22 protein-coding genes are annotated in these 23,188 nt (G+C 71.1%); 7 read left to right on the top strand and 15 right to left on the bottom strand.

The window, feature by feature from the left end; all coding sequences use genetic code 11:
* Positions 1-105 precede the first annotated feature (105 nt).
* From TK50_RS00990 to TK50_RS00965, 6 genes are all read right to left on the bottom strand, one after another.
* Positions 106-1,164, bottom strand: coding sequence for a HAMP domain-containing sensor histidine kinase (locus TK50_RS00990; RefSeq protein WP_082106111.1), 1,059 nt, complete (start codon positions 1,162-1,164; stop codon positions 106-108).
* Positions 1,161-1,871: a response regulator transcription factor gene (locus tag TK50_RS00985; protein WP_043960891.1), complete on the bottom strand. Its 711-nt coding sequence runs from the start codon at positions 1,869-1,871 to the stop codon at positions 1,161-1,163. The genes TK50_RS00990 and TK50_RS00985 overlap by 4 nt, the downstream gene beginning before the upstream one ends.
* Before the next feature lie 140 nt (positions 1,872-2,011).
* A complete protein-coding gene (locus TK50_RS00980) occupies positions 2,012-2,773 on the bottom strand; it encodes a LytR/AlgR family response regulator transcription factor (RefSeq protein ID WP_043960890.1) in 762 nt (253 codons plus the stop codon).
* On the bottom strand, positions 2,770-3,993 hold the full coding sequence (locus TK50_RS00975; RefSeq protein ID WP_043960889.1) for a sensor histidine kinase: 1,224 nt from the start codon (positions 3,991-3,993) through the stop codon (positions 2,770-2,772). Before TK50_RS00975 ends, TK50_RS00980 begins: the two co-directional genes overlap by 4 nt.
* A 32-nt stretch (positions 3,994-4,025) precedes the next feature.
* Positions 4,026-5,597: a sugar transferase gene (locus TK50_RS00970; protein WP_043960888.1), complete on the bottom strand. Its 1,572-nt coding sequence runs from the start codon at positions 5,595-5,597 to the stop codon at positions 4,026-4,028.
* Positions 5,598-5,863: 266 nt separating this feature from the next.
* Positions 5,864-6,724 (bottom strand): Fpg/Nei family DNA glycosylase, encoded by an 861-nt coding sequence (locus TK50_RS00965; RefSeq protein WP_043960887.1) that lies wholly within the window; start codon positions 6,722-6,724, stop codon positions 5,864-5,866.
* A 24-nt stretch (positions 6,725-6,748) separates the two neighbouring features.
* Here TK50_RS00965 and TK50_RS00960 point away from each other — a divergent pair, with 24 nt between their 5' ends.
* On the top strand, positions 6,749-8,002 hold the full coding sequence (locus tag TK50_RS00960) for a glycosyltransferase family 4 protein (RefSeq protein ID WP_043960886.1): 1,254 nt from the start codon (positions 6,749-6,751) through the stop codon (positions 8,000-8,002).
* Positions 8,003-8,024: 22 nt separating this feature from the next.
* Here the strand turns inward: TK50_RS00960 and TK50_RS00955 are convergent, their stop codons facing one another.
* Positions 8,025-8,357 carry a helix-turn-helix domain-containing protein gene (locus TK50_RS00955; RefSeq protein ID WP_043960885.1) on the bottom strand — a complete coding sequence of 111 codons (333 nt, stop codon included), beginning with the start codon at positions 8,355-8,357 and terminating at the stop codon, positions 8,025-8,027.
* Positions 8,358-8,423: 66 nt separating this feature from the next.
* Here TK50_RS00955 and map point away from each other — a divergent pair, with 66 nt between their 5' ends.
* Entirely contained in the window at positions 8,424-9,200 is a 777-nt protein-coding gene (gene map / locus TK50_RS00950; RefSeq protein ID WP_043960884.1) for a type I methionyl aminopeptidase, read from the top strand.
* Positions 9,201-9,405: 205 nt separating this feature from the next.
* Here map and TK50_RS00945 read toward each other — a convergent pair whose 3' ends face one another.
* Positions 9,406-9,945 carry a cupin domain-containing protein gene (locus tag TK50_RS00945; protein ID WP_043960883.1) on the bottom strand — a complete coding sequence of 180 codons (540 nt, stop codon included), beginning with the start codon at positions 9,943-9,945 and terminating at the stop codon, positions 9,406-9,408.
* Complete coding sequence (locus TK50_RS00940; protein WP_043960882.1) at positions 9,920-10,720, bottom strand: SDR family NAD(P)-dependent oxidoreductase; 801 nt, start codon at positions 10,718-10,720, stop codon at positions 9,920-9,922. The genes TK50_RS00945 and TK50_RS00940 overlap by 26 nt, the downstream gene beginning before the upstream one ends.
* A 146-nt stretch (positions 10,721-10,866) precedes the next feature.
* Between TK50_RS00940 and TK50_RS31915 the strand changes: the two genes are divergently transcribed.
* Positions 10,867-11,526, top strand: coding sequence for a TetR/AcrR family transcriptional regulator (locus TK50_RS31915; protein ID WP_052503561.1), 660 nt, complete (start codon positions 10,867-10,869; stop codon positions 11,524-11,526).
* A 335-nt stretch (positions 11,527-11,861) separates the two neighbouring features.
* On the opposite strand, the gene TK50_RS00930 is transcribed toward TK50_RS31915, so the two are convergent.
* The 3 genes from TK50_RS00930 to TK50_RS34300 are packed head-to-tail and all read right to left on the bottom strand — an operon-like array spanning position 11,862 to position 13,427.
* Positions 11,862-12,065 carry a hypothetical protein gene (locus tag TK50_RS00930; RefSeq protein WP_043960881.1) on the bottom strand — a complete coding sequence of 68 codons (204 nt, stop codon included), beginning with the start codon at positions 12,063-12,065 and terminating at the stop codon, positions 11,862-11,864.
* A 2-nt stretch (positions 12,066-12,067) separates the two neighbouring features.
* The gene (locus TK50_RS00925) at positions 12,068-13,270 is read right to left on the bottom strand and encodes a helix-turn-helix domain-containing protein (protein ID WP_043960879.1); all 1,203 of its coding nucleotides are present in this window, start codon (positions 13,268-13,270) and stop codon (positions 12,068-12,070) included.
* Complete coding sequence (locus TK50_RS34300) at positions 13,257-13,427, bottom strand: hypothetical protein (RefSeq protein WP_199485952.1); 171 nt, start codon at positions 13,425-13,427, stop codon at positions 13,257-13,259. The genes TK50_RS00925 and TK50_RS34300 overlap by 14 nt, the downstream gene beginning before the upstream one ends.
* A gap of 980 nt (positions 13,428-14,407) precedes the next feature.
* On the opposite strand from TK50_RS34300, the gene TK50_RS00915 reads away from it, so the two are divergent.
* From TK50_RS00915 to xynC, 4 genes are all read left to right on the top strand, one after another.
* Positions 14,408-14,602 carry a DUF397 domain-containing protein gene (locus tag TK50_RS00915; protein WP_043960877.1) on the top strand — a complete coding sequence of 65 codons (195 nt, stop codon included), beginning with the start codon at positions 14,408-14,410 and terminating at the stop codon, positions 14,600-14,602.
* 112 nt (positions 14,603-14,714) lie between these two features.
* Positions 14,715-15,158 (top strand): SUKH-3 domain-containing protein, encoded by a 444-nt coding sequence (locus tag TK50_RS00910; RefSeq protein WP_043960876.1) that lies wholly within the window; start codon positions 14,715-14,717, stop codon positions 15,156-15,158.
* A 247-nt stretch (positions 15,159-15,405) separates the two neighbouring features.
* A complete protein-coding gene (locus tag TK50_RS00905; protein WP_043960875.1) occupies positions 15,406-16,212 on the top strand; it encodes a hypothetical protein in 807 nt (268 codons plus the stop codon).
* 626 nt (positions 16,213-16,838) lie between these two features.
* Positions 16,839-18,539: a glucuronoarabinoxylan endo-1,4-beta-xylanase XynC gene (gene xynC / locus TK50_RS00900; RefSeq protein WP_043960874.1), complete on the top strand. Its 1,701-nt coding sequence runs from the start codon at positions 16,839-16,841 to the stop codon at positions 18,537-18,539.
* A 96-nt stretch (positions 18,540-18,635) separates the two neighbouring features.
* Here the strand turns inward: xynC and TK50_RS00895 are convergent, their stop codons facing one another.
* From TK50_RS00895 to TK50_RS00885, 3 genes are all read right to left on the bottom strand, one after another.
* On the bottom strand, positions 18,636-20,852 hold the full coding sequence (locus TK50_RS00895; protein WP_043960873.1) for an FG-GAP repeat domain-containing protein: 2,217 nt from the start codon (positions 20,850-20,852) through the stop codon (positions 18,636-18,638).
* 435 nt (positions 20,853-21,287) lie between these two features.
* Positions 21,288-22,097, bottom strand: a complete 810-nt coding sequence (locus TK50_RS00890; protein ID WP_082106109.1) for a pectate lyase — start codon at positions 22,095-22,097, stop codon at positions 21,288-21,290.
* Positions 22,098-22,282: 185 nt separating this feature from the next.
* Positions 22,283-23,158 carry an alpha/beta fold hydrolase gene (locus TK50_RS00885; RefSeq protein ID WP_043960872.1) on the bottom strand — a complete coding sequence of 292 codons (876 nt, stop codon included), beginning with the start codon at positions 23,156-23,158 and terminating at the stop codon, positions 22,283-22,285.
* Positions 23,159-23,188: the final 30 nt, after the last annotated feature.

The following is a 23,188-nucleotide window of genomic DNA, read 5'->3' as shown; positions in this document are numbered from 1 at the left end:
CCAAGATCTCCCGGCGGGTTGGGGTGCAACAGGCATGGTGACTCCTCGGTCGGGCCGGGAAGGGACAAGTCGGGCCGGGAAGGGAGAAGAGAGGAAGCGACCGGGTCAGAGCGGGGCGGTGGCCGGGAGGGTGACCCGGATGCGGCAGCCCGGGGGTGCGCCGGGCGACTCCGGGTGCGGATCGAGGACGGCGATCGTGCCGCCGTGCAGCTCCACCACCCAGCGCGCGATGGCCAGCCCCAGGCCGGTGCCGCCGCCGGGTGACCGGTCGCCCCGGGTGAACCGCTCGAACACCCGGGACCGCTCCTCGACCGGGATGCCGTCGCCCTCGTCGGCCACCTCGAAGTGCAGCCGGCCGTCGCGTTCCGCCGCGCTGACCAGCACCGTCCCGCCGGGCGGGCTGTGCCGGGCGGCGTTGTCCAGGAGGTTTGCGAAGACCTGGTGGAGCCGCCCCGGGTCGGCGTACCCGGTCAGCGGGGCCGTCGGCGGGTGGAGCCGGAACCGGACGTCGCGCCCGACCCCGGCGGACGTCGCCGCCGCGTGCTCCACCGCCTCGCCGAGGAAGTCGACCAGGTCGATCCGCACCCGGCGCAGCGGCACCACCCCGGCGTCCAACCGGGACAGGTCCAGCAGGTCCGCGACGAGGTGGCCGAGCCGCTCCGTCTGGGCCAGCGCGGTCCGCAGCGCGGCCGGCTCGGTGGGCGCGACCCCGTCGACCAGGTTCTCCAGCACCGCGCGCAGCGCGGTGATCGGGGTACGCAGCTCGTGCGAGACGTTCGCGATCAGCTCCCGCCGACGCTGATCGGCGGCGGCGAGGTCGGCGGCCATCTTGTTGAACGCGTGGGCCAGCTCGCCCACCTCGTCGCGCGAGGTGGCGCGCACCCGCCGGGAGTAGTCGCCCCGGGCCATCGCCCCCGCCGCCGCGGTCATCTCGCGCAGCGGGGAGGTCATCCCGTGCGCCAGCACCTGCGACGTGAGCAGGGCCAGGCCGATCGCGGTCAGCGAGGTCATCGGCGGCAGCCAGCCGATGGCCCACCAGAAGTAGCCCATTCCGGCGGCACCCGACGCGACCAGCAGCAGGCCGAGCTTCACCTTGATCGAGCGGACCGGGTCGAGCGGGCGGGGCAGCACCTTGTTGAGCCAGGTCACCAGGCGGTCGGTCACGGCTGGACCTCCAGCGCGTACCCGACGCCGTGCACGGTGCGGATCAGGTCCGCGCCGAGCTTGCGCCGCAGGGCCTTGACGTGGCTGTCCACGGTGCGGGTGCCGGAGCCCTCGGCCCAGCCCCAGACGTCGGCGAGCAGCCGCTCCCGGGGCAGCACCGTGCGCGGTCGGCCGGCCAGGTGCACCAGCAGGTCGAACTCGGTGGGCGTCAGGTGCACCTCGACGCCGGCCCGCGACACCCGACGCTCAGCCTGGTTGATCTCCACGTCGCCGACCGTGAGCGCGGCGGGCGCAACAGCCGCCGCCCGCTCGACCCGGCGCAGCAGCACGTGCACCCGGGCGGCCAGCTCGCGCAGCGAGAACGGCTTGGTGAGGTAGTCGTCCGCGCCGACGGCCAACCCGACCAGCAGGTCGGTCTCGTCGTCGCGGGCGGTGAGCATGAGGACCGGAACCGGCCGGTGGGCGCGGACCGCCGCCGTGGCGTCGGGCGGCCCGGCCTGGATCCGCCGGCACACCTCCAGGCCGTCGAAGCCGGGCAGCATCACGTCGAGTACGACGAGGTCGGGCTGCCACGCCCGGAACCGGGCGACCGCCGTGGGGCCGTCCCCGGCGGTCTCCACCGTGAATCCCTCGGCCCGCAGCCGGGCGGCGACCGACTCGGCGATCGTCCGCTCGTCCTCGACCACCAGGATCCTGCGTTCCCTCATGGCAGCTGACTGTAGGCAGCGGCTGTGGAGATCGGTGGGGAGCCTTGTGAACAACCTGTGGAGAACTCTCCACACCTGTGGATAACCCGGTGGATAACCCGTGGACGAGCGCTGTGGACAACCTGGCCGACCAGACTGCGTCAGCGGTTCCAGTCCTGCTTGGCGGCGCGCACCAGCTTGTCCTTCAGCTCCCGGGTGTGCCGGCGGCTCACCGGCAGCTCCGTCGAGTCGATCACCACGACGTACCCGGAGTTGACCAGCCGCAGCTCGGCGATGAGCTTGAGCTGCACCAGGTACGACCGGTGGATGCGGACGAACCCGGCGTCGGCCCAGCGCTCGGCGAGGGTGGCCAGCGACACCCGCACCAGGTGCGAGCCGTCGGCGGTGTGCAGCCGGGCGTAGTCGCCCTGCGCCTCCACCCAGCGCACCGCCGAACGGGGCAGCATCCGCGTCGTCCCGGCCAGCTCGATCGGGATCGTCGGGTCCTCCTCGGCGCGGGCCAGCGCCGCCGGGTGCGTGGCGACCACCCGGGAGCCGATGACCCGACGCAGCGACTCGGCCAGCCGTTCCGCCCGCACCGGCTTGCGCACGTAGTCCGTCGCGCCCAGGTCGAAGGCGTCCACCGCCCCGTCGTCGTACGCGGTGACGAAGACGATCGCCGGGGGCCGGGCGAACCGGCGCAGCACCCGGGCCAGCTCCATCCCGTCGAGGCCGGGCATCCGGATGTCGAGGAACACCACGTCCACGTCGGCGTCGCGGAGCACCCGCAGCGCTTCGGTGGCGTCGCCCGCCGTGTGCAGCCGGGCCACCCGGGGGTCGGCCCGCAGGTGGTACGCCAGCTCGTCCAGCGCCGGCGGCTCGTCGTCGACGGCGAGCACCCGCAGGAAGCCGGGGGAGGTCACGAGGCGACCCGCACACCGGGGTGGAACTTCGGCACCCGCATGCTCACCTTCGTGCCCGAACCGAGGCCCGTCTCGACGACCAGGCCGAACCGGTCCCCGAAGGCCGAGCGGAGCCGCTCGTCGACGTTCGACAGGCCGACGTGCTGGCCCGGGTCGTCGGTGGGGTCGCTGCCGGCCCCGGCCAGCTCGGCGATGCCGGCGGTCAGTGTCGTCGGGTCCATGCCCACTCCGTCGTCCTCCACCGTGATGTGGCACTCGGCACCCGCGTCGCGGGCCTCGATGCTCACCATGCCGGGGCCGGGCTTGCGGGACAACCCGTGCCGGACGGCGTTCTCCACCAACGGCTGGAGGCAGAGGAACGGCAGGGTCACCGGCAGCACCTCCGGGGCGATCTGCAGCCGCACCTGCAGCCGGTCGCCGAACCGGGCCCGCTCGATGGTCAGATAGCGGTCGATCGAGCGCAGCTCCTCCGCGAGGGTGGTGAACTCGCCGTGCGCCCGGAAGGAGTAGCGGGTGAACTCGGCGAACTCCAGGATCAGCTCCCGGGCCCGTTCCGGGTCGGTGCGCACGAAGGAGCCGATGGCGGTCAGCGCGTTGTAGATGAAGTGCGGGCTGATCTGGGCGCGCAGCGCGCGTACCTCGGCGCGGGCCAGCCGCTCCCGGGAGGCGTCCAGCTCGGCCAGGGCGAGCTGGTTGCCGGCCCAGTGCGCCGTCTCCAGGGTGGCCTGCACCAGCCCCGGTGCGGGTGGGCCGTCGGCGACGGCGATCAGCGCGCCGACCACCCGGCCGTCGGCGCGCAGCGGCGCGACCACCGCGCCCCGCACCGGGCAGTCGACCCGGTCGCAGTGCAGCTCCGCCTCCCCCAGCACCGTCGACCGCCCGCCGGAGGCCGCCCGCCGGGCCGCCGCGACCAGCTGGTCGGCGTGGTGCGTGCCGCGCCCGTCGAGGGCGAGCAGCGCGTCCCGGTCCGTCAGGGCCAGCCCGGCCGCGCCTACGAGGGCCCGCAGATGGCGTACGGCCTTCGCCGCGCCCGCCGCGCTCAGGCCCGTACGCAGCGGCTCGGCGGCCAGCCCGGCGGTGTGCAGCACCTCGTACGTGGCCCGCTGGGTGGCGGTGGCGATGCCCCGGCGGGCGCGCAGCCGGACCACCGCGTACAGGGCGGCGCCCAGCGCGGTGACCAGGGAGACGACGCCGAGCACGGCGGAGAGGTTGCCAGCCACCCCGCGATCCTGACGGCTGCCGTCGCCGCGCGCTAGTACGCGCCCTTGCGGGCCAGCACCACGCCCACCGTGCGCCACAGGATGCTCAGGTCGTACGCCAGCGACCAGTTGTCGACGTAGTAGAGGTCGAGCCGGACGGCCTCGTCCCAGGACAGGTCGGAGCGGCCGGAGACCTGCCACAGCCCCGTCATGCCGGGCCGCACCAGCAGCCGGCGGCGCACGTCGCCGAGGAAGTCACCGTCGTCGGCGGGCAGCGGACGCGGCCCCACCAGCGACATCTCGCCCCACAGCACGTTGATCAACTGGGGCAGCTCGTCGAGCGAGGAGGCCCGCAGGAAGCGGCCCACCGGGAAGACCCGAGGGTCGTGCTTCATCTTGAACAGCATGCCGTCGGTCTCGTTCTGGTCGACCAGGCCGGCGAGGCGGTCCTCGGCGTCGACGTACATGGTGCGGAACTTCCACACCCGGAACGTGCGGCCCTCGTGGCCGACGCGGGGCTGGCGGAAGAAGACCGGGCCGGGGTCGGAGAGCCGGATCGCCACCCCGATCGCCAGGAACACCGGCACGAGCAGGAGCAGGCCGAGGCCGGCGGCGACCCGGTCCATCAGGTTCTTGGCCAGCAGCGCCGGGCCCGACAGGGTCGGCTCCTCGACGTGCAGCAGCGGCAGCCCTTCGATGGGGCGGATGTGCACCCGGGGGCCGGCGATGTCGGTGAGCTGCGGGGCCACCACCAGGTCGACGCCGGAGCCCTCCAGCTGCCAGGCCAGCCGGCGCAGCTCGCCCGGCTCGGCGCTGGCGGAGCCGCAGACCGCGATCGTGTCGCCGCCGACCTCCCGCACCAGGGCGAGGACGTCGCGGCCCGCGTACACCGGGACGGGGGTCTGGATGCCCCGGGCCGCCGCGTAGCCGTCGGTGATGTGGATGGCCACGGGGACCAGCCCGGCGCTCGGGTTGCGGGTGACCGCGGTGTAGACCTCCAGGCACTCGGGAAGGGTGCCGACCAGCACCATTCGGTGCCCGGCCTGGCCGACCCGGCGGCGCACCGCGTGCAGGGTGAACCGGGCCAGGATGCGGCCCAGCAGGATCAGCACCAACGCCCCGAGCAGCGCGAAACCGACCGTGTAACGGGACAGGTCGGTCTTGGTGGCGAACGCGATGAACGAGACGGTGGCGGCCACCGCCACCCCGGCGCGGATCACCCGCTTGAACTCGTCCGGCCCGAGCCCCATGTAACGCCGGTCGTAGGCCCGGTTGCCCCAGAGGATGACCAGCCAGCCGAGCGGCAGCAGCAGGAACGCGACCGTGTAGAACCAGGTCGGGTCCTCCTGGGCGTTGTAGAAGCCGGCCCGGGCCTGCCCGAACGCCTCCTGCGCGGCCCAGTCGGCCAGCACCACGGCGAAGAAGTCGACCAGCAGCAGGGCGGCCGTGTAGGGGCGGTGCCAGCGGGAGACGCGCCGGCGGGCCCGCGCCCACGCCGACCGGGGGACACCGTTGTGGGACGGCGGTGTCGGCGGCTGGATCTCGAAGCTGTCGACGTGCCGCACGAGTTGGCTCCGGCCTGTGTTGGTTACCGGGCGCTGGAGGCTAGTCGTCACCTCACCCATGTCCTCCCGCATGACGCGCGCCGCTCACTCGCAGTGAGGGCCCGGGTCGCCCACCGTTCAGTTTCCCACGCGGGGCCCGCGCCGGACGTCGACCCGAGGGACTTCGCGCCCAGTGCGCCGCATGGGATCCGGCCGGCTCCACCTCAGGTGCGAAAAGCCGGGGACCGGGCCACTATACCGATGGATGACGGGCCGGGTAGAGGCGCGGACCGGGAGGATCGGCGCTCCGGAGGCGATTCCCCTCCGTAACCCCCGGGTGTCGTTACTCACCGTACGATTCGTGACAACCGTCGGTCAGCCAACGGCTTCCCGCCGGTCTGACAGGTCGGGCAATATTGCAGGCTCGAATCGGCGAAACTGACCTCCCGGACCGTGTCGCCGCAGACGGGGCACGGCAGGCCCGTCCGGGCGTGCACGGCCAGCCCCGAACGCTTCTCGCCCTTCAGCTCCGCCGCCCGGTGTCCCAGTGAGCGGGACACCGCGTCGCCCAGCACCCGCCGGGTCGCCTCGTGCAGGGCGGCGACCTGATCGTCGGTGAGCCGGTCGGTCAGCGCGAACGGCGACAACTTCGCCGCGTGCAGGATCTCGTCGGAGTACGCGTTGCCGACCCCGGCCAGCACCGACTGGTCCGTCAGCACCCCCTTGACCTGGCCCCGCCGGCTGCGCAGGCGCGCGGCGAACGTGGGCAGGTCGGCGGCGAGCGCGTCCGGGCCGAGCTTCGCCACCCCCGGCACGGTCGCCGGGTCGGCGACCAGGTAGGCGGCCAGCTTCTTCTGGGTGCCCGCCTCGGTCAGGTCGAAGCCGGAGCCGTCGTCGAGCCGCACCCGCAGGGCGATCGGCCCCTTGCCGGGGCGCAGCGGCGCGCCGGACGGGAACGACTCCCGGTAGTGCAGCCAGCCCGCCCGCGCCAGGTGCACCACCAGGTGCAGGTCGCCGTCGAAGACGACGTCGAGGAACTTGCCGTGCCGCCGCGCGTCGGTCACGGTGCGCCCCGACACGGCGGCGGGCGCCGGGTCGTACGTCTTCAGGGCGCTGATCGCGGCGACCTCGACCCGGTCGACGCGCCGGGACACGGCGCGCTCCCGCAGGTAGCCGGCGAGCGCTTCCACCTCGGGAAGTTCGGGCATGCTGCAACGGTAGCCTTCGTACCCGTGAGAATCGTGGTGGCGCACAACCGGTACCGGGAAGCCCAGCCGTCCGGCGAGAACACCATCGTCGACGCGGAGATCACCCAGCTCCGCGCGGCAGGGGTGGAGGTGCTGCCGTTCCTGCGCAGCTCCGACGAGATCCCGAGCCTGCCGAAGACGGCGAAGGCGCTGCTGCCGATCTCCCCGATCTACGCCCCCCGCGCCCAGCAGGAGCTGAGCCGGCTGATCACCGAGCACCGGCCGGACGTGCTGCACCTGCACAACCCGTACCCCCTGCTCTCGCCCTGGGTGGTGCGGACCGCGCACAAGCACAACGTGCCGGTGGTGCAGACGGTGCACAACTACCGGCAGGTCTGCTCCTCCGGGCTCTACTTCCGCGACGGGGTGATCTGCCAGGACTGCCGGGGCAAGGCGCTCGGCGTGCCGGCGATCGTGCACCGGTGTTACCGGGGGTCGCGGGCGCAGAGCGCCCTGATGGCCACCACCCTGGCCGTGCACCGGGGCACCTGGCACTCGGTGGACCGGTTCATCGCCCTCACCAGCGCCGTCGGCGACCACCTGCGCGACTACGGGGTGCCGGCGGAGCGGATCGTGGTGAAGCCGAACGGCATCCCCGACCCGGGCACCCCCGCGCCGCTGGGCGACGGGTTCCTCTACATGGCGCGGCTGTCGCCGGAGAAGGGGCTGGGGCTGCTGCTGGACGCCTGGCGGCGGCACCCGGACGGCTCCCTCGGCCCGCTGCGCATCGCCGGGGACGGCGAGCTGCGCCACCTGGCCGAGGCCGCCGCCGCCGAACGCGCCGACGTCACCTATCTGGGGCCGCTGGACCGCGCCGGGGTGCGCGCCGCCATCGACGCCAGCGCGGTGATCATCGCCGCCTCCACCTGGCACGACGTGCTGCCCACGGTGATCATCGAGGCGCTGGCCAGCGGGCGGCCGGTGCTCGGCACCGCCCTCGGCGGCATCCCGTACCTCGTCGGCGCGGACGCCCCCCGCGAGCCCGCCGGCACCGGCCCGGCCGCCGTCGCCACGGCCGCCCCCGGGGTGGGCCGCGTCGCGCTGCCGCACGGGGTGAAGGAGGGCGAGACGGGCTGGGTGGTGGCCCCGGACCCGGCCGCGATGGCCGCCGCGCTGCCGGTCGCCCGGGCGGGCGCGGCGGCGCTGGCCGCCCCGGCGCGGTTGCGCTACGAGCGCACGTTCCACCCCGACGTGGTCACCAAGCGCCTCATCGACGTGTACGCCTCGCTGGCGCGCTGAGTCCTCCCGAGCCTTTCGGCTGCTACGAGGCGAGCCGCTCGGGTGCGTGGCGGCGGGGGTCGGTCGGCTCGATGGCGCGCACGGGCCTGTCGACCTCGGCCTTGTCGATCTCTGCTCGGTTGATTTCGGCCCACACGGCGTCGAGGGAGAGGCCGAGGACGTCGGCGATCGCCGCGATGGTCGAGAAGGCCGGGGTCGCCACGCGCCCCGACTCGATCTTGCGGAGGGTCTCCGGCGAGACGCGGGCGTCGAGCGCGGTGTGGAGCATCGAGCGGTCCCCCCGGGCGTGGCGCAACAGCGCGCCGAGGCGCTGCCCGCGCTCGACCTCCTCGGGGGTGAGCGGCAACCTGACCATGCGACCGATTCTAGTACCGGGATAGTATGGCCGGGATAGTTATTGGTGGCACGAGGAAGGCGCCGCATGATCGAGATCCTGAGCCCCACCCAACTGCCCCGGGCGCGGGAGGCCGGCGCTCTGGTCGCCGACATCCTCCAGACGCTCAAGGGCCGCTGCGAGGTGGGCACCAACCTCCTCGACATCGACCGGTGGGCCCAGGCCATGATCGTCGAGGCCGGCGCGTCGTCCTGCTACGTCGACTACGCGCCGTCCTTCGGGCGCGGGCCGTTCGGCCACTACATCTGCACCTCCGTCAACGACGCCGTGCTGCACGGGCTGCCCCACGACTACGCGCTCGCCGACGGCGACCTGCTCTCCCTCGACCTCGCCGTCTCCGTGGGTGGGGTAGTCGCCGACTCCGCGATCAGCTTCATCGTCGGCGACTCGAAGCCCTCGGAGAGCGTGGCGCTGATCGCCGCGACCGAACGCGCGCTCGCCGCCGGCATCGCCGCCGTCGGGCCCGGCGCGCGCATCGGCGACATCTCCCACGCCATCGGCACGGTTTTGCAAGATGCGGGCTACCAGGTCAACACGCAGTTCGGCGGGCACGGCGTCGGGTCGACGATGCACCAGGACCCGCACGTGTCCAACACCGGGCGGCCCGGTCGCGGCTACAAGCTGCGCCCCGGGCTGCTGCTGGCCCTGGAGCCGTGGATCATGGCGGACACCGACGAGCTGATCACCGACGAAGACGGGTGGACGCTGCGCAGCAAGACGGGCTGCCGTACGGCACACAGCGAGCACACGATCGCCATCACCGAGGACGGGGCGGAGATCCTCACCCTGCCGAGGCGGGCGTAGTCGTGACGCCGCAGCCCTGGCTCCGCTGAGTCGAGCGGACCCGCCTACCGGGTTTCGGAGGTGGAGCCCGGTCCGGCAAACCCTCCCGAACAGTCGACCTGCCCTGCTCCGGTCCAGCCGATGCCCGGACCGGATGGTCCGGGCATCGGCCCGTTCAGCCTGCTCGGCGGGCTTCGCGCGACTCGTGTTCGGATCGGGCGGCGGCTCAGGCCCAGTCGTCGCCGTCGGACAGCAGGATCATGTGGTGGGCGTCGAGCGACTCTCCCAGCGCGGCGAACTTCTCCGCCGTCCACACGGGCGGCAGCTTGCCGGACGGGTCAGGATCCTCGCCGTGCTGGAGAAAGAACTCCTCGGCCCCCGCCGGGGTGTAGAAGACCAGCAGCTTGGCCTCCTCCGTGCCGAGGTTCCTGAACCCGTGACGGGTGCCACGCGGGATGTAGACGAAGTCGCCCGGACCGGCGGTGAAGGTGCGGTCGCCGTTGATGAACCGGAACTCGCCGGACACCACGTAGAACGCCTCGTCCTCGGCTCCGTGAGCGTGCGGAAGGTTGCCGAACCCGGGTGCGATCCGGCCTTCCATCAGGCTCAACCGGCCATCGGTCTGGCTCCCCGTGACCTTGACGCGCATGATCTCCTGCCCGCCGTTGATCAGCTTGAGGGCGCCTTCGGTATCGCGCACCACGAAGCCGTTGGCGGCGGTCCAGATCGGGTCGCTCCGGTCAGGCCGCGAGTTGAGCGGATCCATGCCGATCGCCCTCCCTTCCGTTCTGGTCGGGCACCGAGGCCCAGTTCGCCGCACCGGCGATGTCGCCACCGTCGACGACCAGGTCCGCCCCGGTGACGAATCGGGAACCGTCGCCGGCGAGGAAGAGCACGGCACCGGCGATGTCGGCCGGCTGCCCGACGCGCTTGAGGGCGACGTGGGCGGTGTCGAAGTCAGCGCCGTCGGTCAACGGCGTCTCGGTCTGCCCAGGGTGGACGGCGTTGACCCGGATGCCGTCCGCGCCGAGCTCCAGGGCGGCGGCCCTGGTGAGCCCGCGGACCGCCCACTTGCTCGTGATGTAGCCGGTCATCAGCGGGTAGGCGCGGAACGCACCGATCGAGCCGACGTTGATGATCGAACCTCCGCCGACCTGCCGCATCGCGGGCGCGACGGCGGCGATGCCGTGGAACAGCCCCATCACGTTCACGTCCAGCACCCGCCGGAACGCCTCCTCGCTGTGCTCCGCGAACGGCGCAATGGCGGCGACGCCCGCGTTGTTGACGAGCACGTCCACCCGCCCGTACGCGCGCTGCGCCTGGGCCACGACCCGCGACCAGGCTCCGGTGTCCCGCACGTCCAGTTCCACGAACCGCGCCCGCTCGCCGAGGGCCGTTGCGAGCTTGCCTCCCTCGGCGACGTGAACGTCGGCGATCACCACTGTCGCGCCTGCGGCGTGCAGCGCCTTTGCCACCCCCGCACCGATTCCCTGTGCCCCGCCGGTGACGATCGCTGTTCGCCCGGCCAACTCCCCTGACATGCCGTGCCTCCCTTGCGCTGGGTTCCGCTCGGCTCACCGTACGAATTTCGTTGAACGCCGGTCAATGAGATCGATATCACTGAACAGCGTTCAATGAACGGCGTGCAACACTGGCTGTGGGAGCGACGCGTAAGGAGCAGAGGCACGTGACCGGACCGACCACGAAACGCCAGGCCGCCGCCGAGCAGACCCGCCAACGGCTGCTGGCTGCGGCAATGGCGGAGTTCTCCCGGCGGCCCTACGGCGAGGTGACGGTCGGCGACATCGCCCGCGCCGCCGGTGTGTCCCAGGGGCTGCTCGCCCACCACTTCGACAACAAGTGCGGCGCATACCTGGCAGCGCTACGCACAGCCCGCCGCGGTCTCGGAAGCCTGCCGGCCACCCGCCCGGACCTCCCCCCCGGCGCTCGCATCCGCCTCTACTGGGAAGGCCACTTCACCTACCTGGCGGACCATCCGGACCTGGCGCTCAACCTCGTCCTGTCCGACTCCGGCACCCCCGAAGGCACCGCCGAATTCGAAGCCGCCCGCCGCGAGGGCCTCCACGACCTCTGCCTGATCCTCGGGCTCGACCCCGACAACCCCGCCGTCGCCATGGCGCTACGGGCCTTCGGCGACGGAGTGGACCGGCTCACCGTGGAATGGCTCCGCGCGGGACAACCGTTCACCGTCCCGGTGCTCGTCGAGGCGAGCATCCAACTCCTGGTCGGGGCTGTCCGCGCACTGCCCCTCATGGACCCCGACATCCGGGTCGATAAGGCTGTCCGCCTGCTCCTCAAGAAGCCGCCAGCCGACCAGGGCCGCTGACCAGTGTGGGTACGGCTGGTCGACCGCGAGGACGAGAAGGGCGAGAGGTGCAAGGTCGTGCTCGATCGCGGAAAGAGTGGCCTCCGAGCGGCCACGACACCACTCTTTCCCTGATCGAGCACGACCTTGCTTCCTGATCCGGCGCGACCCCGAGCTGGGATGGGCCGACTTCACTCCTGGTGCCAAGGCACCTCGTTCGCCCAGGGCGGCCGTGTTCCGCACGTAGCCGGAACCATGGCCCGCTGGTCGGCGCAGTAACCCGCCGATCAGTGCGTAGATCTTGGAAGAAGTCGGCCCCTGGAGGGGCCATTTGATTCCAAGATCTGTGTCGGTGCCTACCACCGGTCGTCCGCTGGCCTGAGTTCGATCTCGGTGGCGGCGTCGATGACGTTGCGGGCGGCGGTCGCCACCCGACACCCCAGCGTCCGGCACACCCGGCAGCGACCGTCCGGCCCGGCCCGATGATCGCGCAGCACCGCCCTGGCGGTCAGGATCAGCCGGTTACGGATCTGCGCCAGCGACAGGAACGGCCCGGTCATCCTCAGGTCACCCCGACGGCGACGGCGAGTTCAATGATCGCGGCCGGGGCGTGCGGGTCGCGGGCCACCTGGGCGAGCACCTCCCGGGCGGCCGGCCGGTGGCGTACCTCTGCGGGTGCCAGCCGGTCCGCGTCGAGCAGCACCCGACCCGCGCGGGCCGGGTCGTCGGCCCATGCGTAGGCGCGGGCCGCGTCGACCAGGTGCGCCGCCCGGTGCTCCAGCGGCAGCCACCGCCAGCCGTCCCGCCGGGTCGTCCGCTCGTGCCAGGCGACCGCCTCGCCCGCGTCGCCCAGGTCGAGGGCTGCGGCGGCGCGGGCCAGGTCCACGGCCGTCGGCCCGAACGCGGTCCGATGATGATCCTGGCCGTCGCCCACCCGGGCGGCCATGCCGGCGGCCTCGTCGAGCAGCTCGATCGCGGCGCGGTCGTCGCCCCGGCGGGCCGCCGACAGGGCCCCCTGCACCAGCAGCGTCCCGCACAACGACAACGCCCCGGGCGCACCCTCCGCCGGATCGGCCGGCGCGATCTTGTACCCGGCAGCCAGCACCGCCGACTGCGCCGCCCGCGCCCGCCCCGCCGCGCGGAACACCTGGCCGAGCTGCACCGCGGCGGCGGCCACCAGCACGGGATCGCCGGTCGCGGCGGCCATCGCCCGGTCCGCCGCCAGCCAGCCCAGCTCGACCTCGCCGAGCTTCACCAGCACCGACGCGGTGAGCCGGTACCCCTCCACCAGCAGCGGTCGGCCCCACCCCGGATCGTCGGCGGCGGCCCGCTGCACGCCGGCCAGCAGGCCCGGCACGGCGGCGACAGCCTGCGGATACCGGGCATGCTGGAACGTCACCCACGCGTGCTCGACGTCCCGGGCCAGCCGGTCCGCCGGCACGGCACCGTTGCGGGCCACCGGCCGACCCAGAGCGATCTCGTACGTCGACAGGGCCTCCCGGATCCGCTCCACCCCCTCGACCCGCTCGGCCATCGCGGCGGGCTGGGCGTCCCGACCGAGCAGCACGGCGGTGTCGATCCGCAGCACGGCGGCGATGTCCCGCAACGTCGACACCTTGTCCAGCGAACGCACACCCCGCTCGACCTTGTCGACCCAGGACTTCGACCTGCCGAGCCGATCGGCGAACACCTGCTGCGACAGCCTCCGCCGCCCCCGCCAGTACGCCACCCGCCGGCCCACCGGCAGCAGCTCAGGGCTGTTCACGCTGCCACCGCCGGTCCGCCTTCGCCCGGGTGCTCTCCTCGGCGGGGATCCGCTCCGCCTCGGCCTGGGCGAGGATCCGCTGCCGGGCGGCCTCCCGCTCGGCGGCCTGGATCTGCTCGCCCCGGTCCTTGCGCTCGGGCTTCCGCCGCGCCGTCACGACCAGCGCCCCGCGCGATGGTCCCCGGCGAGGGCCGGCGCCGGCCGTTCCGGCAGGTAGGGCACCCGCGCCACGCCGATGGCCCGGTATGCCGCCGGCCGATCCGGGACTGTCCTCGGTGGGCAGAGACAGTCGGGTGGGTTCGCGCGACGGGGCTTGAAGGGCCGGAGCCGGCGCAGCAGACCGGGGCGTGTCGGGTTCTTCGCATGCCGAGCCATGAGTCCTCCCGAATGTAGTGACTTCTCTCTTCCCATGGGCCAACACCTCGGAGCTGAGCCTCGCCGCAACCCGGTCTGCTGCTGTGCTTCGTCCAGCGCGCCAGCGACATCCGCTGTGCCTGGTGCACGATCCGAGCGGTTGGTAGCCCCGTCTCCGTTGCCCATCCAGGGGAACCTATCGGCGACCCCCTGTCAAGTAAGAAAGGGGGGTCTGGGAGTCTACAGATGGCTTCCTGCCAGCACTTCAAGGTGATTCGTCCCTACTTTCGAATTAGTAAGGGGGTCGGCTCAGGATGCTTCAACAATGGGCTGGCGACGGAAGCTGTACGGGAGTGCAGAGCTTCAGGAGCGCCTGGGCGTCTCGCGCGTCCGGGTCGTCCAGCTCACCAGTCGACCTGATTTCCCCGAGCCGTTTGACCGGTTGGCTGGCGGGGCAGTCTGGCTGGTGGAGGACGTGGAAGCTTGGATAACCGTGCACCAGCCGTGGAAGGCGCGGGGAGCGGACGAGCCGCCGCCGCCAGAGATCTGAGCAGTCAGGAGATTGGACGCGCAACGGCCGGGTTACTGACGCTTTGGCCCGTTCGGCGGGATCCGCGCGCTCGCGTAGAAGTTTTGCCCGAATTCTTGCTGCTCGTCAGCGCCTGCGGTATAGGTGTAGTTGGCGCATCCGCCACTCATGCCTGCGAAGCTTGGCGCTCAGCTGAAATGAGGTCCCGGAAGCTCCATCCGGCGGATCGCCGACGAGATGAAGTAGAGGCTGACATGTCGAACCCCGACCTCACCGGCGCGGTGTGGCGCAAGTCCACCCGCAGCGACTCCAACGGCGGCGCGTGCGTCGAGGTGGCGGACCTCCGCGACGGGGTGGCCGTCCGCGACAGCAAGGACAGGTTCGGCCCGACGCTGGCCTTCGACGCCCGTGGCTGGCGCACGTTCATCGACTCCCTCAAGAGCAACTAGGCCGTTTCTCTTATCAGTGTGTGGCGAGCCGTGGTTGGTTCTGGCCCGGCGGGGTTGCGAACCTCCGGAGCTGCGTTCGGCGATGGCACCAGCAGCGGGGTAAGGAGAGTGCATGGTCGGGAGGTTCCCGCCTGACGTCGAGCGGGCGTTGCAGCGCGCCGGGTGGCGCTCGGGGCGGCGAGTGGAGACGGCGCGATGGCGAGCGGAACTGGTTGGGCTCGACATGCACCCGGCAGCAGAGGCGTTCCTCGCCGAGTTCGGCGAACTCGTCGTCGATCTTGATGGACCGGGACGGACGGCGGCGCGCGTCCCGTTCGAGCTGAATCCGTCGCTTTGCGTCGGTGAGGAGGATCGGTTCCTGGCGTGGGGTGATGAGACCGGACGGTCGCTCTACCCGCTGGGCGAGTTGGACCAGGGTCGGTACTTCCTCGGGATGGACGATCGGGGCGTGATTCTCCTGGTTGAGACTTGGGTTGCCGCTTTCGGGCCAGGTGACCAGGGCCTGATTGCCTTGTGCGAGGGAACGATGCCTACACGGCTCCAAGCCGGCGGCTAGACCTACCGAGGTTCTGACTTCTGAAACACGGTCCAGCGCCGCTGCTCGCACCAGCGAGGCAGTGACGTGCCCCGGCTTACCTTCTCGGAGCCGGGGCGCTTTGCGCATCTCGGCTGTCGCACGACAGGGGTGGAGCTGTCTCACGTGCCCTGCGCTCCGCAGCCTGTCATACGGGGTTGGCATGATCACCCGTGCGCGGTTCCGGGGTGCCGGTCACGCTGGGCGACAACTATCCGAAGGAGACGTCGTGTCCGACTGGGACGACCTGCTTGGTCACGCGTTCGGGCTGTTGCTCGGCCAGCCGTTGGCGGAGTTCGACGCGGCGGGGACGTACGCGGTCTTCTACTACGACGACGAGACCGCCGGCGAGGCACTTGAGGACCTTGATCCCGGCGAACTCGTGGCCGACATCGACGGGAGGTCAGGCGACCAGGGCGGTGATGAGCTCTATCCGGACCGCTGGGTGCCCGACCTGGCCAGGTCGGCGTTCGTCGCCACGGAGGTGCGGCCCGCCGCGCTCCAGCCGCTGCTGACCGTCACGACGGACGACGACCGGGCCCTGGTGTGGGGCAGGGACATCGGCAGGGCGCTACAGGCCGGCTCGCTGAGTCTCGACGAACTCACCCCCGACGGCTACCGGCTGTTTCCCCACCTGCTTCTGCGGCCACGGACGGACGGCTCGCTGCTGGACGCGATGCGGGCGGCGACGTGGACGATGAGCGCTCCGGACGGCCTGTCCGACATCGGCGACAGCCTCGTGCGGGATGGGTACGTCACGTCCGAGGTCAGTGTGGTTGACCCTCGTTGGGAATCGGCCCTGGACCAGGTCGGCGACGATGCGCTACGACGGCATCTTCGTGGGCTGTGTCTCGACGCTCACTGGGCACGGATGGCCGGCGCGTACTACCTCGGCCCCGGTGAGTGCCCGAGCGATTTCGGGCCGATCGCCGCCTTGCCGGGCAGCAAGGTGATCGCCGGCTGGGAGTTCGGTGAGGGCCAGGGCGCCATGGTCGTCATGCATCTGAGTGAGCCTTCCGTCGGGTCGCACGGATGATGCCGGTCGGTCGGGCGACCCGCTGAGTTCGGCCCGAAGCTGGCCTTCGACGCCCAGGGCTGGCGCACGTACATCGACCCTCAAGAGCAACTAGCGCGGCCTTCCGCACCGGCTACACAGTGACGCGCCCCGGCTCCCCACTTCGGAGCCGGGGCGCGTTGCTTCCTGGGCCGCAGCCCTCCGCCCTCCACGACGCGCCGATCTTGCACTTTCGGCCCCTCACAAGAGGGATTCATCCCTCTTGCCTGGGCCCTAAGTGCAAGATCGCGGGCGCATCTTGTCCTGGTGGACCGGTCGGCGGGCCGTTCGCGTACGTCGAAAGGTTGTTGATGCGCTCGCGGCCTTCCTGGTGGTGCCTGGCCGTGGCTGGACGGTGCCGGTCATCGCCGGTGTCGGTGCCGGTTCGCCTGCTCACCGGCCCGCTGGGTGCTTGACCCGTGTTATGGACGGAACCTAAACTTTCGATCTGTTATCGCTAACAGTGGCGTCAGTCGATGAGAGCCGACGGGTCATTGACGCCGGGGTCAAGGGCAGTCCCCAGGGCGACGCTGGAGGGCGGTGCCGACCGGTCCGGGCAGGACCGGGGCACGCGCGCGTATCACCACCACCAGCCAGGAGGACGCACCATGACGCAAGATCAGAACGGGCCGGTCAGCGGCGAGCGGCGCACGCTGAGCCGGAGAGCCGTCCTGACGACGGTGGGGGCCGTGCCGGTCGCCGCAGCGGCCGGGACACTGCTGGGGGCCACGGGCGCCTCGGCCGCGCCCGCGACCATCAACGTGTCGGCGCAGCGGCAGACAATCAAGGGGTACGGCGCCATGGCCCACGCGGCCTGGATCGGCGACCTGACCGCTTCCCAGCGGGAGACGGCGTTCGGCACCGGCGAGGGCCGCCTGGGCTTCTCCATCCTGCGGATTCCCGTCGGCGAGAGCTCGGCTGACTTCGGTCGCGACCTCGCGACGGCGAAGCGCGCCGTCGAGCTGGGGGTGACCGTCTTCGCGTCGCCGTGGAACCCGCCCGCCAGCATGATCGAGACCTTCACCCGGGGCAGCCAGACCAACGCGAAGCGGCTCCGCTACAGCTCGTACGCCGCCTATGCGCAGCACCTCAACGACTTCACCACCTACATGCGCAACAACGGGGTGCCCCTCTACAGCATCTCCGTGCAGAACGAGCCCGACTACGCGCACGACTGGACCTGGTGGACCACCACCGAAATGGTGCGGTTCCTGAAGGAGAACGCCGGCTCGATCAGCACCAGGGTCATGGCGCCCGAGTCGTTCCAGTATGTCAAGTCCATGTCGGACCCGATCCTCAACGACGCCGCCGCGCTGGCCAACGTGGACATCATCGGTGCCCACCTCTACGGGACGTCGTACTCGAACTTCCCGTACCCCCTCTTCAAGCAGAAGGGTGCGGGCAAAGAGCTGTGGATGACCGAGGTCTACTACCCCAACAGCAACGCCAACTCGGGTGACGCCTGGCCCGAGGCGCTCGACGTGGGCGAGCACATCCACCGCGCCATGGTGGACGCCGAGTTCCAGGCGTACGTGTGGTGGTACCTGCGGCGCAGCTACGGCCCCATGCGGGAGGACGGCCAGATCAGCAAGCGCGGTGCCATGATGGCGCACTTCGCTCGGTTCGTCCGGCCCGGCTACACCCGGATCGACGCGACGGCGAACCCGGCGTCGAACGTCTACGTGTCGGCGTACCGGGGCGGCGACACCGTCGTCATCGTCGCCGTCAACAAGAACACCTCGTCGGTGAGCCAGCAGTTCACCCTGTCGGGTGCCACCGCGTCCGGCAGCGTCTCGAACTGGCTGACCGACGCGAGCCGGACCGTCGCGCCCCAGAACGCGCTCACCATGTCCAACGGCTCCCTCACCGTCACGCTGCCCGCCCGCAGCATCATGACCTTCGTGACCAGCGTGAACGGCACCACGCCGCCGACTACGCCGCCGCCCACCACCCCGACTCCCACGCCCACCGTCACGCCCCCGGCTGGCGGCACCGGTCCCCGGGTCGCCTACACGATGAACTCGTGGGGCACCGGCTTCACGGCCAGCATCGACATCACCAACACGGGCACCTCGGCGATCAACGGCTGGACGCTGGCCTTCACCCTGCCCTCGGGCCAGTCGATCACCTCGGGCTGGGGTGCCACCTACTCGCCGTCCAGCGGCCAGGTGAGCGCCCGCAACGTCGACTACAACGCCACGATCGCCCCCGGAGCCACCATCAACGTCGGCTTCCAGGCCACCACCAGCGGCAGCACCGCCGAGCCGACCGCCTTCACCCTCAACGGCGTCGCCTGCACGGTGGTCTGACCGGTACACCGGCAGGACAGAGATCGGGCCAACGGTGCGGCCCCTCCGGCGACGGAGGGGCCGCACCGTTCTCACGGGGCGTGCCCGGGGCGGTGGCTACCAGTTGCCGAGCACGAGGCGACCGGCCACGTTGCCGAGGCTGAACGGTCCGCTGTTGTACCAGACACGAGCGGCGAAGTTCCCGTTGCGCCAGACGTAGTAGGAGAAGGTGCCGTCGGGTTGTTGGTAGGCCATGACGATGTCGTCTTTGCCGTCGCCGTCCACGTCATCGGCGGCCATGCGGTCGCCGACGACGCTGAGCCGGAAGGCTCCGGAGTCGTAGTCGGTGGTGCGGTTGAAGGAGTTGCCGTCGGAGAGCCAGCGGTAAGTCCGCATGGTGCCGTCGCCTTGGTCGTAGGCCATTGCTGGTTCGGCTTTGCGGTCGCCGTTGAAGTCGCCGAGTACGAGGCGGCCGGCGACTCTGCTGAGGGTGAAGGGTCCGCTGTCGTACCAGACGCTGGCGGCGGAGTTGCCGTTGCGCCAGACGTAGTAGGAGAAGGTGCCGTCGGGTTGTTGGTAGGCCATGACGATGTCGTCTTTGCCGTCGCCGTTGACGTCGCCGGAGGCCATGCGGTCGCCGACGGCACTGAGCCGGAAGGCTCCGGAGTCGTAGTCGGTGGTGCGGTTGAAGGAGTTGCCGTCGGAGAGCCAGCGGTAAGTCCGCATGGTGCCGTCGCCTTGGTCGTAGGCCATTGCTGGTTCGGCTTTGCGGTCGCCGTTGAAGTCGCCGAGTACGAGGCGGCCGGCGACTCTGCTGAGGGTGAAGGGTCCGCTGTCGTACCAGACGCTGGCGGCGGAGTTGCCGTTGCGCCAGACGTAGTAGGAGAAGGTGCCGTCGGGTTGTTGGTAGGCCATGACGATGTCGTCTTTGCCGTCGCCGTTGACGTCGCCGGAGGCCATGCGGTCGCCGACGGCACTGAGCCGGAAGGCTCCGGAGTCGTAGTCGGTGGTGCGGTTGAAGGAGTTGCCGTCGGAGAGCCAGCGGTAGATCCGCATGGTGCCGTCGCCTTGGTCGTAGGCCATTGCTGGTTCGGCTTTGCGGTCGCCGTTGAAGTCGCCGAGTACGAGGCGGCCGGCGACTCTGCTGAGGGTGAAGGGTCCGCTGTCGTACCAGACGCTGGCGGCGGAGTTGCCGTTGCGCCAGACGTAGTAGGAGAAGGTGCCGTCGGGTTGTTGGTAGGCCATGACGATGTCGTCTTTGCCGTCGCCGTTGACGTCGCCGGAGGCCATGCGGTCGCCGACGGCACTGAGCCGGAAGGCTCCGGAGTCGTAGTCGGTGGTGCGGTTGAAGGAGTTGCCGTCGGAGAGCCAGCGGTACATCCGCATCGTGCCGTCACCCTGGTCGTACGCGACCGTCGGGGCGGCGCGCCCGGCTGGCGTCGGCGGGGGCGGCGGCGTGGAGGGTGCCGCGATCTTCGTGTACCGCCGCGCCACGTAGCTGGTGGCCTGGTGGCTGTCGATCGTCCCGGCGTCGATCGCCGCCGTCCTGATCTTCACCGGCGTCGACCCGAAGGTGTAGTAGGTGAAGTGCCGGCGGTCGGTCTTCCAGCTTTTGAAGAGGACGACGTGCTTCGAGGCGATGTTGAGGATGTCGCCGGCCTGGAGGTCCGCCTTGCTGATCTGGTTGGAGAACTGGGGCAGCGTCCGCGTGCTCGGGTCGGCGTTCAGGTGCCAGGCCATGCCCACCAGCCCCGAGCAGTCCCGCCGGTACTTGCGGGTGTGGGTGGGGTCCCAGGAGAACCCCTGCTGGCTGTACGGGCCGGGCTGGTGGTCCACCCAGCCCTGGGCGCGCTGCATGATCTCGTTTCGGGTGATCGGCCCACCGATCGCGGAGGCCGACGCGGACATCGTGCCACCGTCGGCGTCCCGGGTCGCCGAGGGATCCTCGGTCTCCTCGACCGGATCGGCGTCGGGCAGTTCGTCGCCGGGGTCGTTGAGCTGGCATCCGTCGAGCTGGGCCGCGATCTCCGTCGGCACCGACTCGTCGCAGACCCCGCCCGAACCGACGTTGAGCGGCTTCCACTGCTCCGCCGCATCCTCGTAGCGGAACAGCACGAAGGACGCGTCGTACTCCCCCTCCGCCGGCACGACCGCGGTGGCCCAGGGCAGGGCACAGCTCACGCCCTCCAGCACGGCGGGATTCCCGGCCGCCTCGTCGGTGAGGGGATCGGCCCGCAGCGCGGCCAGCAGGCCGGCCGCCGTCGGACAAGCCGGAGCCGCCGCCCTGGCCTGGGTCGGTATCCCACCCGGAGCGGCGAGGACACCCGCCATCATCAGTACCGTCGCGAGCCTTCGCCCGCCGGATCCACGCACAGTCTTCCTCCCCGTTGGTCGCTAGCGCACGTCCGCACGTCGCAGGTTCGAGGAGCGGGTCAGGTCGTCGGCACGCCAGGCCCTGTCGGCCTGTACGAGCGACGGAGCGGACTGCCCGCGCCACGGCAGACGTCGATGACTGAACGCACAGGTCACCCCGGACACATCCGGGGCGTAACTCCCGACTTGGCTAGATGCCGGGGCGAATGCGTCCGAAATGGAGACTACGGGGAGTGGCCGATCCAGTGTGTCCACGATCCGACGCGTGGACCGGGATGGTTGGAAAAGTCGGCGCTGGGGCCGGGCCTGTCTGCTGACGGTTCCACGAGGCGGCGGGCCACGCACGATGTGTGCGTGGCCCGCCTGGGTCGCGGCCGAAACTGCGCCTGCCGGGCCCTACTTGTAGACGATGTTGGACGACGTGTACTTGCAGTACGTACCGTCGGGGCCGCTGCCCGTCTTCACGGGCTCCTTGCCGGTGTTGTTGCCGGTGTAGCGGTCGCAGATGGAGATCTTCTTGCTGCTGTCGCCGTAGATGGTGATGCCCGAGAAGGTCGCGGTGTCGCCGTAGTTGGTGTTGATGCCGGCGAGCGCCGATCCGGGCGCGGTCACGGTGACGTTCTGGATGACGACCGTCCGCTTGTACTGGGTCGAGCAGTTGCCGCACGACCGGTACAGCTTGCCGAAGTTGCTGACGTCGAAGTTCTTGATGGTGAGCTTGCCGCCGCCGTTGTGCTGGAACACCTTGTCGGAGGCGGACCGGGCACCGCCGCCATCGACGGTGTAGTTGGCCGACGAGCCGCCCTTGAACGTGGCGGCGTCCTCGCCCACGTCCTCCCACCAGACGTTGATCAGGGTGCAGCTGCCCTTGCAGTGGATGCCGTCGGCGGCCGGCGAGCCGATGATCAGGTTCTTGACCACGGCTCCGTCGGCCAGCTCGAAGAGCGGCTTCTGGCTCTCGCTCTGGCCGCCGTCGCCCATCGCGCCGCCGGCCTTGTAGCGCACCAGGCCGAAGTCCTTGGTGCCGCTGACCGACTGGGTGCTGGTCACGGTCGTGGTGCTCTTGGGCGTCGGCCAGGTGGCGGCCTGCGCGCCGGTCTGGGTTACGGCCAGGCCGGTGGCGACCAGTCCTGCGGTGACGAGCGGCAGCAGGGCGAGCCGCCACCGCCGGTGGCGGGGCGTCGCGCCGTTCTCACGTGTGGTCACGTGTCCTCCGAAGGGGATCAAGGGACGGGGTGGTGTGACGGACGTGCGTCCGCGTGCGTAGGGACGCTTCCCGTGCGCGCCGCACGCACTGGGAAAGCGCTTGCCTACGAGTTGTTACAGTACGACAACCGTCGATGGCACGGAAGGGGCTTCCCTGGTGAGTGCCGAAATCGGCCCCCTCCCCGTCACACGTTGTCGAGGACGAACGACCGCATGAGGGTGGCGCACTCGGCCGCGTGCGTCTCCAGCAGGAAGTGCCCGGCGTCGTAGATGTGCGCGTCCATACGGTCGAGGGCGCGGTGGTACGCGAGAACCTCGTCGACGTCGAAGTACGCGTCGTGCCGCCCCCACAGCACGAGCGCCGGCGGCTGGTGGTCCCGGTGGTACGCGGCGATCTCGCCGAACCGGGCGCGGTGGTTGGCATAGTCGCCGAACAGCGCGAACTGCGCGTCGAGGTTGCCGGGCCGGCCCATCCGCTCCCAGTCGAGGTGCCACGACTCGGGCGCGTGCAGCGTGCGCAGGCGTTCGGGGAGCCCGGCGACGTACTGGTCACGGGTGCCGGCGAAGGTCAACCAGCCCGGCAACTCGGCGCGCCTGTCGTCGGTCGGGTCGGCCCAGTACGCCCTGGCGCCGTCCCACTGCCCGCCGAGGCCGTCCTCGTGGGCGTTGCCGCTCTGCACGACGAGGCCGCGGACGCGATCCGGCGCGCGGGTGGCCAGGTGGTATCCCACCGGTGCGCCGAAGTCGTGCAGGTAGACGAAGAAGCGTCCGACCCCGAGCTGGTCGAGGAACCTCCCGATCGTGTGGGAGAGGTTCTCGAAGGTGTAGTCGTATTGCTCGACGGTCGGCGACGAGGACATCCCGAAGCCGGGAAGATCAGGCGCGATGACGTACGCGACGTCGGCCAGCGTCGGCATGACCTCGCGGAACGTGTGCGAGGAGCTGGGGAACCCGTGCAGCAGGAGCACGGCCGGCTGGCCGGGGTGTCCGGCCTCGCGGAAGAAGACCTCCAGCCCGTCGACGTCGGCCCGTCGATGGCGCACCTTCTGCACCGCCCGCACCGCGCCGCCACCTCCCACCCAGCGCCGCCG

Source organism: Micromonospora haikouensis, from assembly GCF_000876225.1.
GTDB classification, from domain to species: domain Bacteria; phylum Actinomycetota; class Actinomycetes; order Mycobacteriales; family Micromonosporaceae; genus Micromonospora; species Micromonospora haikouensis.
This window is presented reverse-complemented; position numbering and strand designations above follow the sequence as displayed.

Bases quoted from the DNA above. Each gene is read 5' to 3' on its own strand.
- TK50_RS00955 (WP_043960885.1), bottom strand. From the start codon at position 8,357: ATGGTCAGGTTGCCGCTCACCCCCGAGGAGGTCGAGCGCGGGCAGCGC.
- TK50_RS00970 (WP_043960888.1), bottom strand. From the start codon at position 5,597: ATGGGTGAGGTGACGACTAGCCTCCAGCGCCCGGTAACCAACACAGGC.
- map (WP_043960884.1), top strand. From the start codon at position 8,424: ATGATCGAGATCCTGAGCCCCACCCAACTGCCCCGGGCGCGGGAGGCC.
- xynC (WP_043960874.1), top strand. From the start codon at position 16,839: ATGACGCAAGATCAGAACGGGCCGGTCAGCGGCGAGCGGCGCACGCTG.
- TK50_RS00915 (WP_043960877.1), top strand. From the start codon at position 14,408: ATGTCGAACCCCGACCTCACCGGCGCGGTGTGGCGCAAGTCCACCCGC.
- TK50_RS00985 (WP_043960891.1), bottom strand. From the start codon at position 1,871: ATGAGGGAACGCAGGATCCTGGTGGTCGAGGACGAGCGGACGATCGCC.
- TK50_RS00910 (WP_043960876.1), top strand. From the start codon at position 14,715: ATGGTCGGGAGGTTCCCGCCTGACGTCGAGCGGGCGTTGCAGCGCGCC.
- TK50_RS00930 (WP_043960881.1), bottom strand. From the start codon at position 12,065: ATGACCGGGCCGTTCCTGTCGCTGGCGCAGATCCGTAACCGGCTGATC.
- TK50_RS00940 (WP_043960882.1), bottom strand. From the start codon at position 10,720: ATGTCAGGGGAGTTGGCCGGGCGAACAGCGATCGTCACCGGCGGGGCA.
- TK50_RS00895 (WP_043960873.1), bottom strand. From the start codon at position 20,852: ATGATGGCGGGTGTCCTCGCCGCTCCGGGTGGGATACCGACCCAGGCC.
- TK50_RS00945 (WP_043960883.1), bottom strand. From the start codon at position 9,945: ATGGATCCGCTCAACTCGCGGCCTGACCGGAGCGACCCGATCTGGACC.
- TK50_RS00965 (WP_043960887.1), bottom strand. From the start codon at position 6,724: ATGCCCGAACTTCCCGAGGTGGAAGCGCTCGCCGGCTACCTGCGGGAG.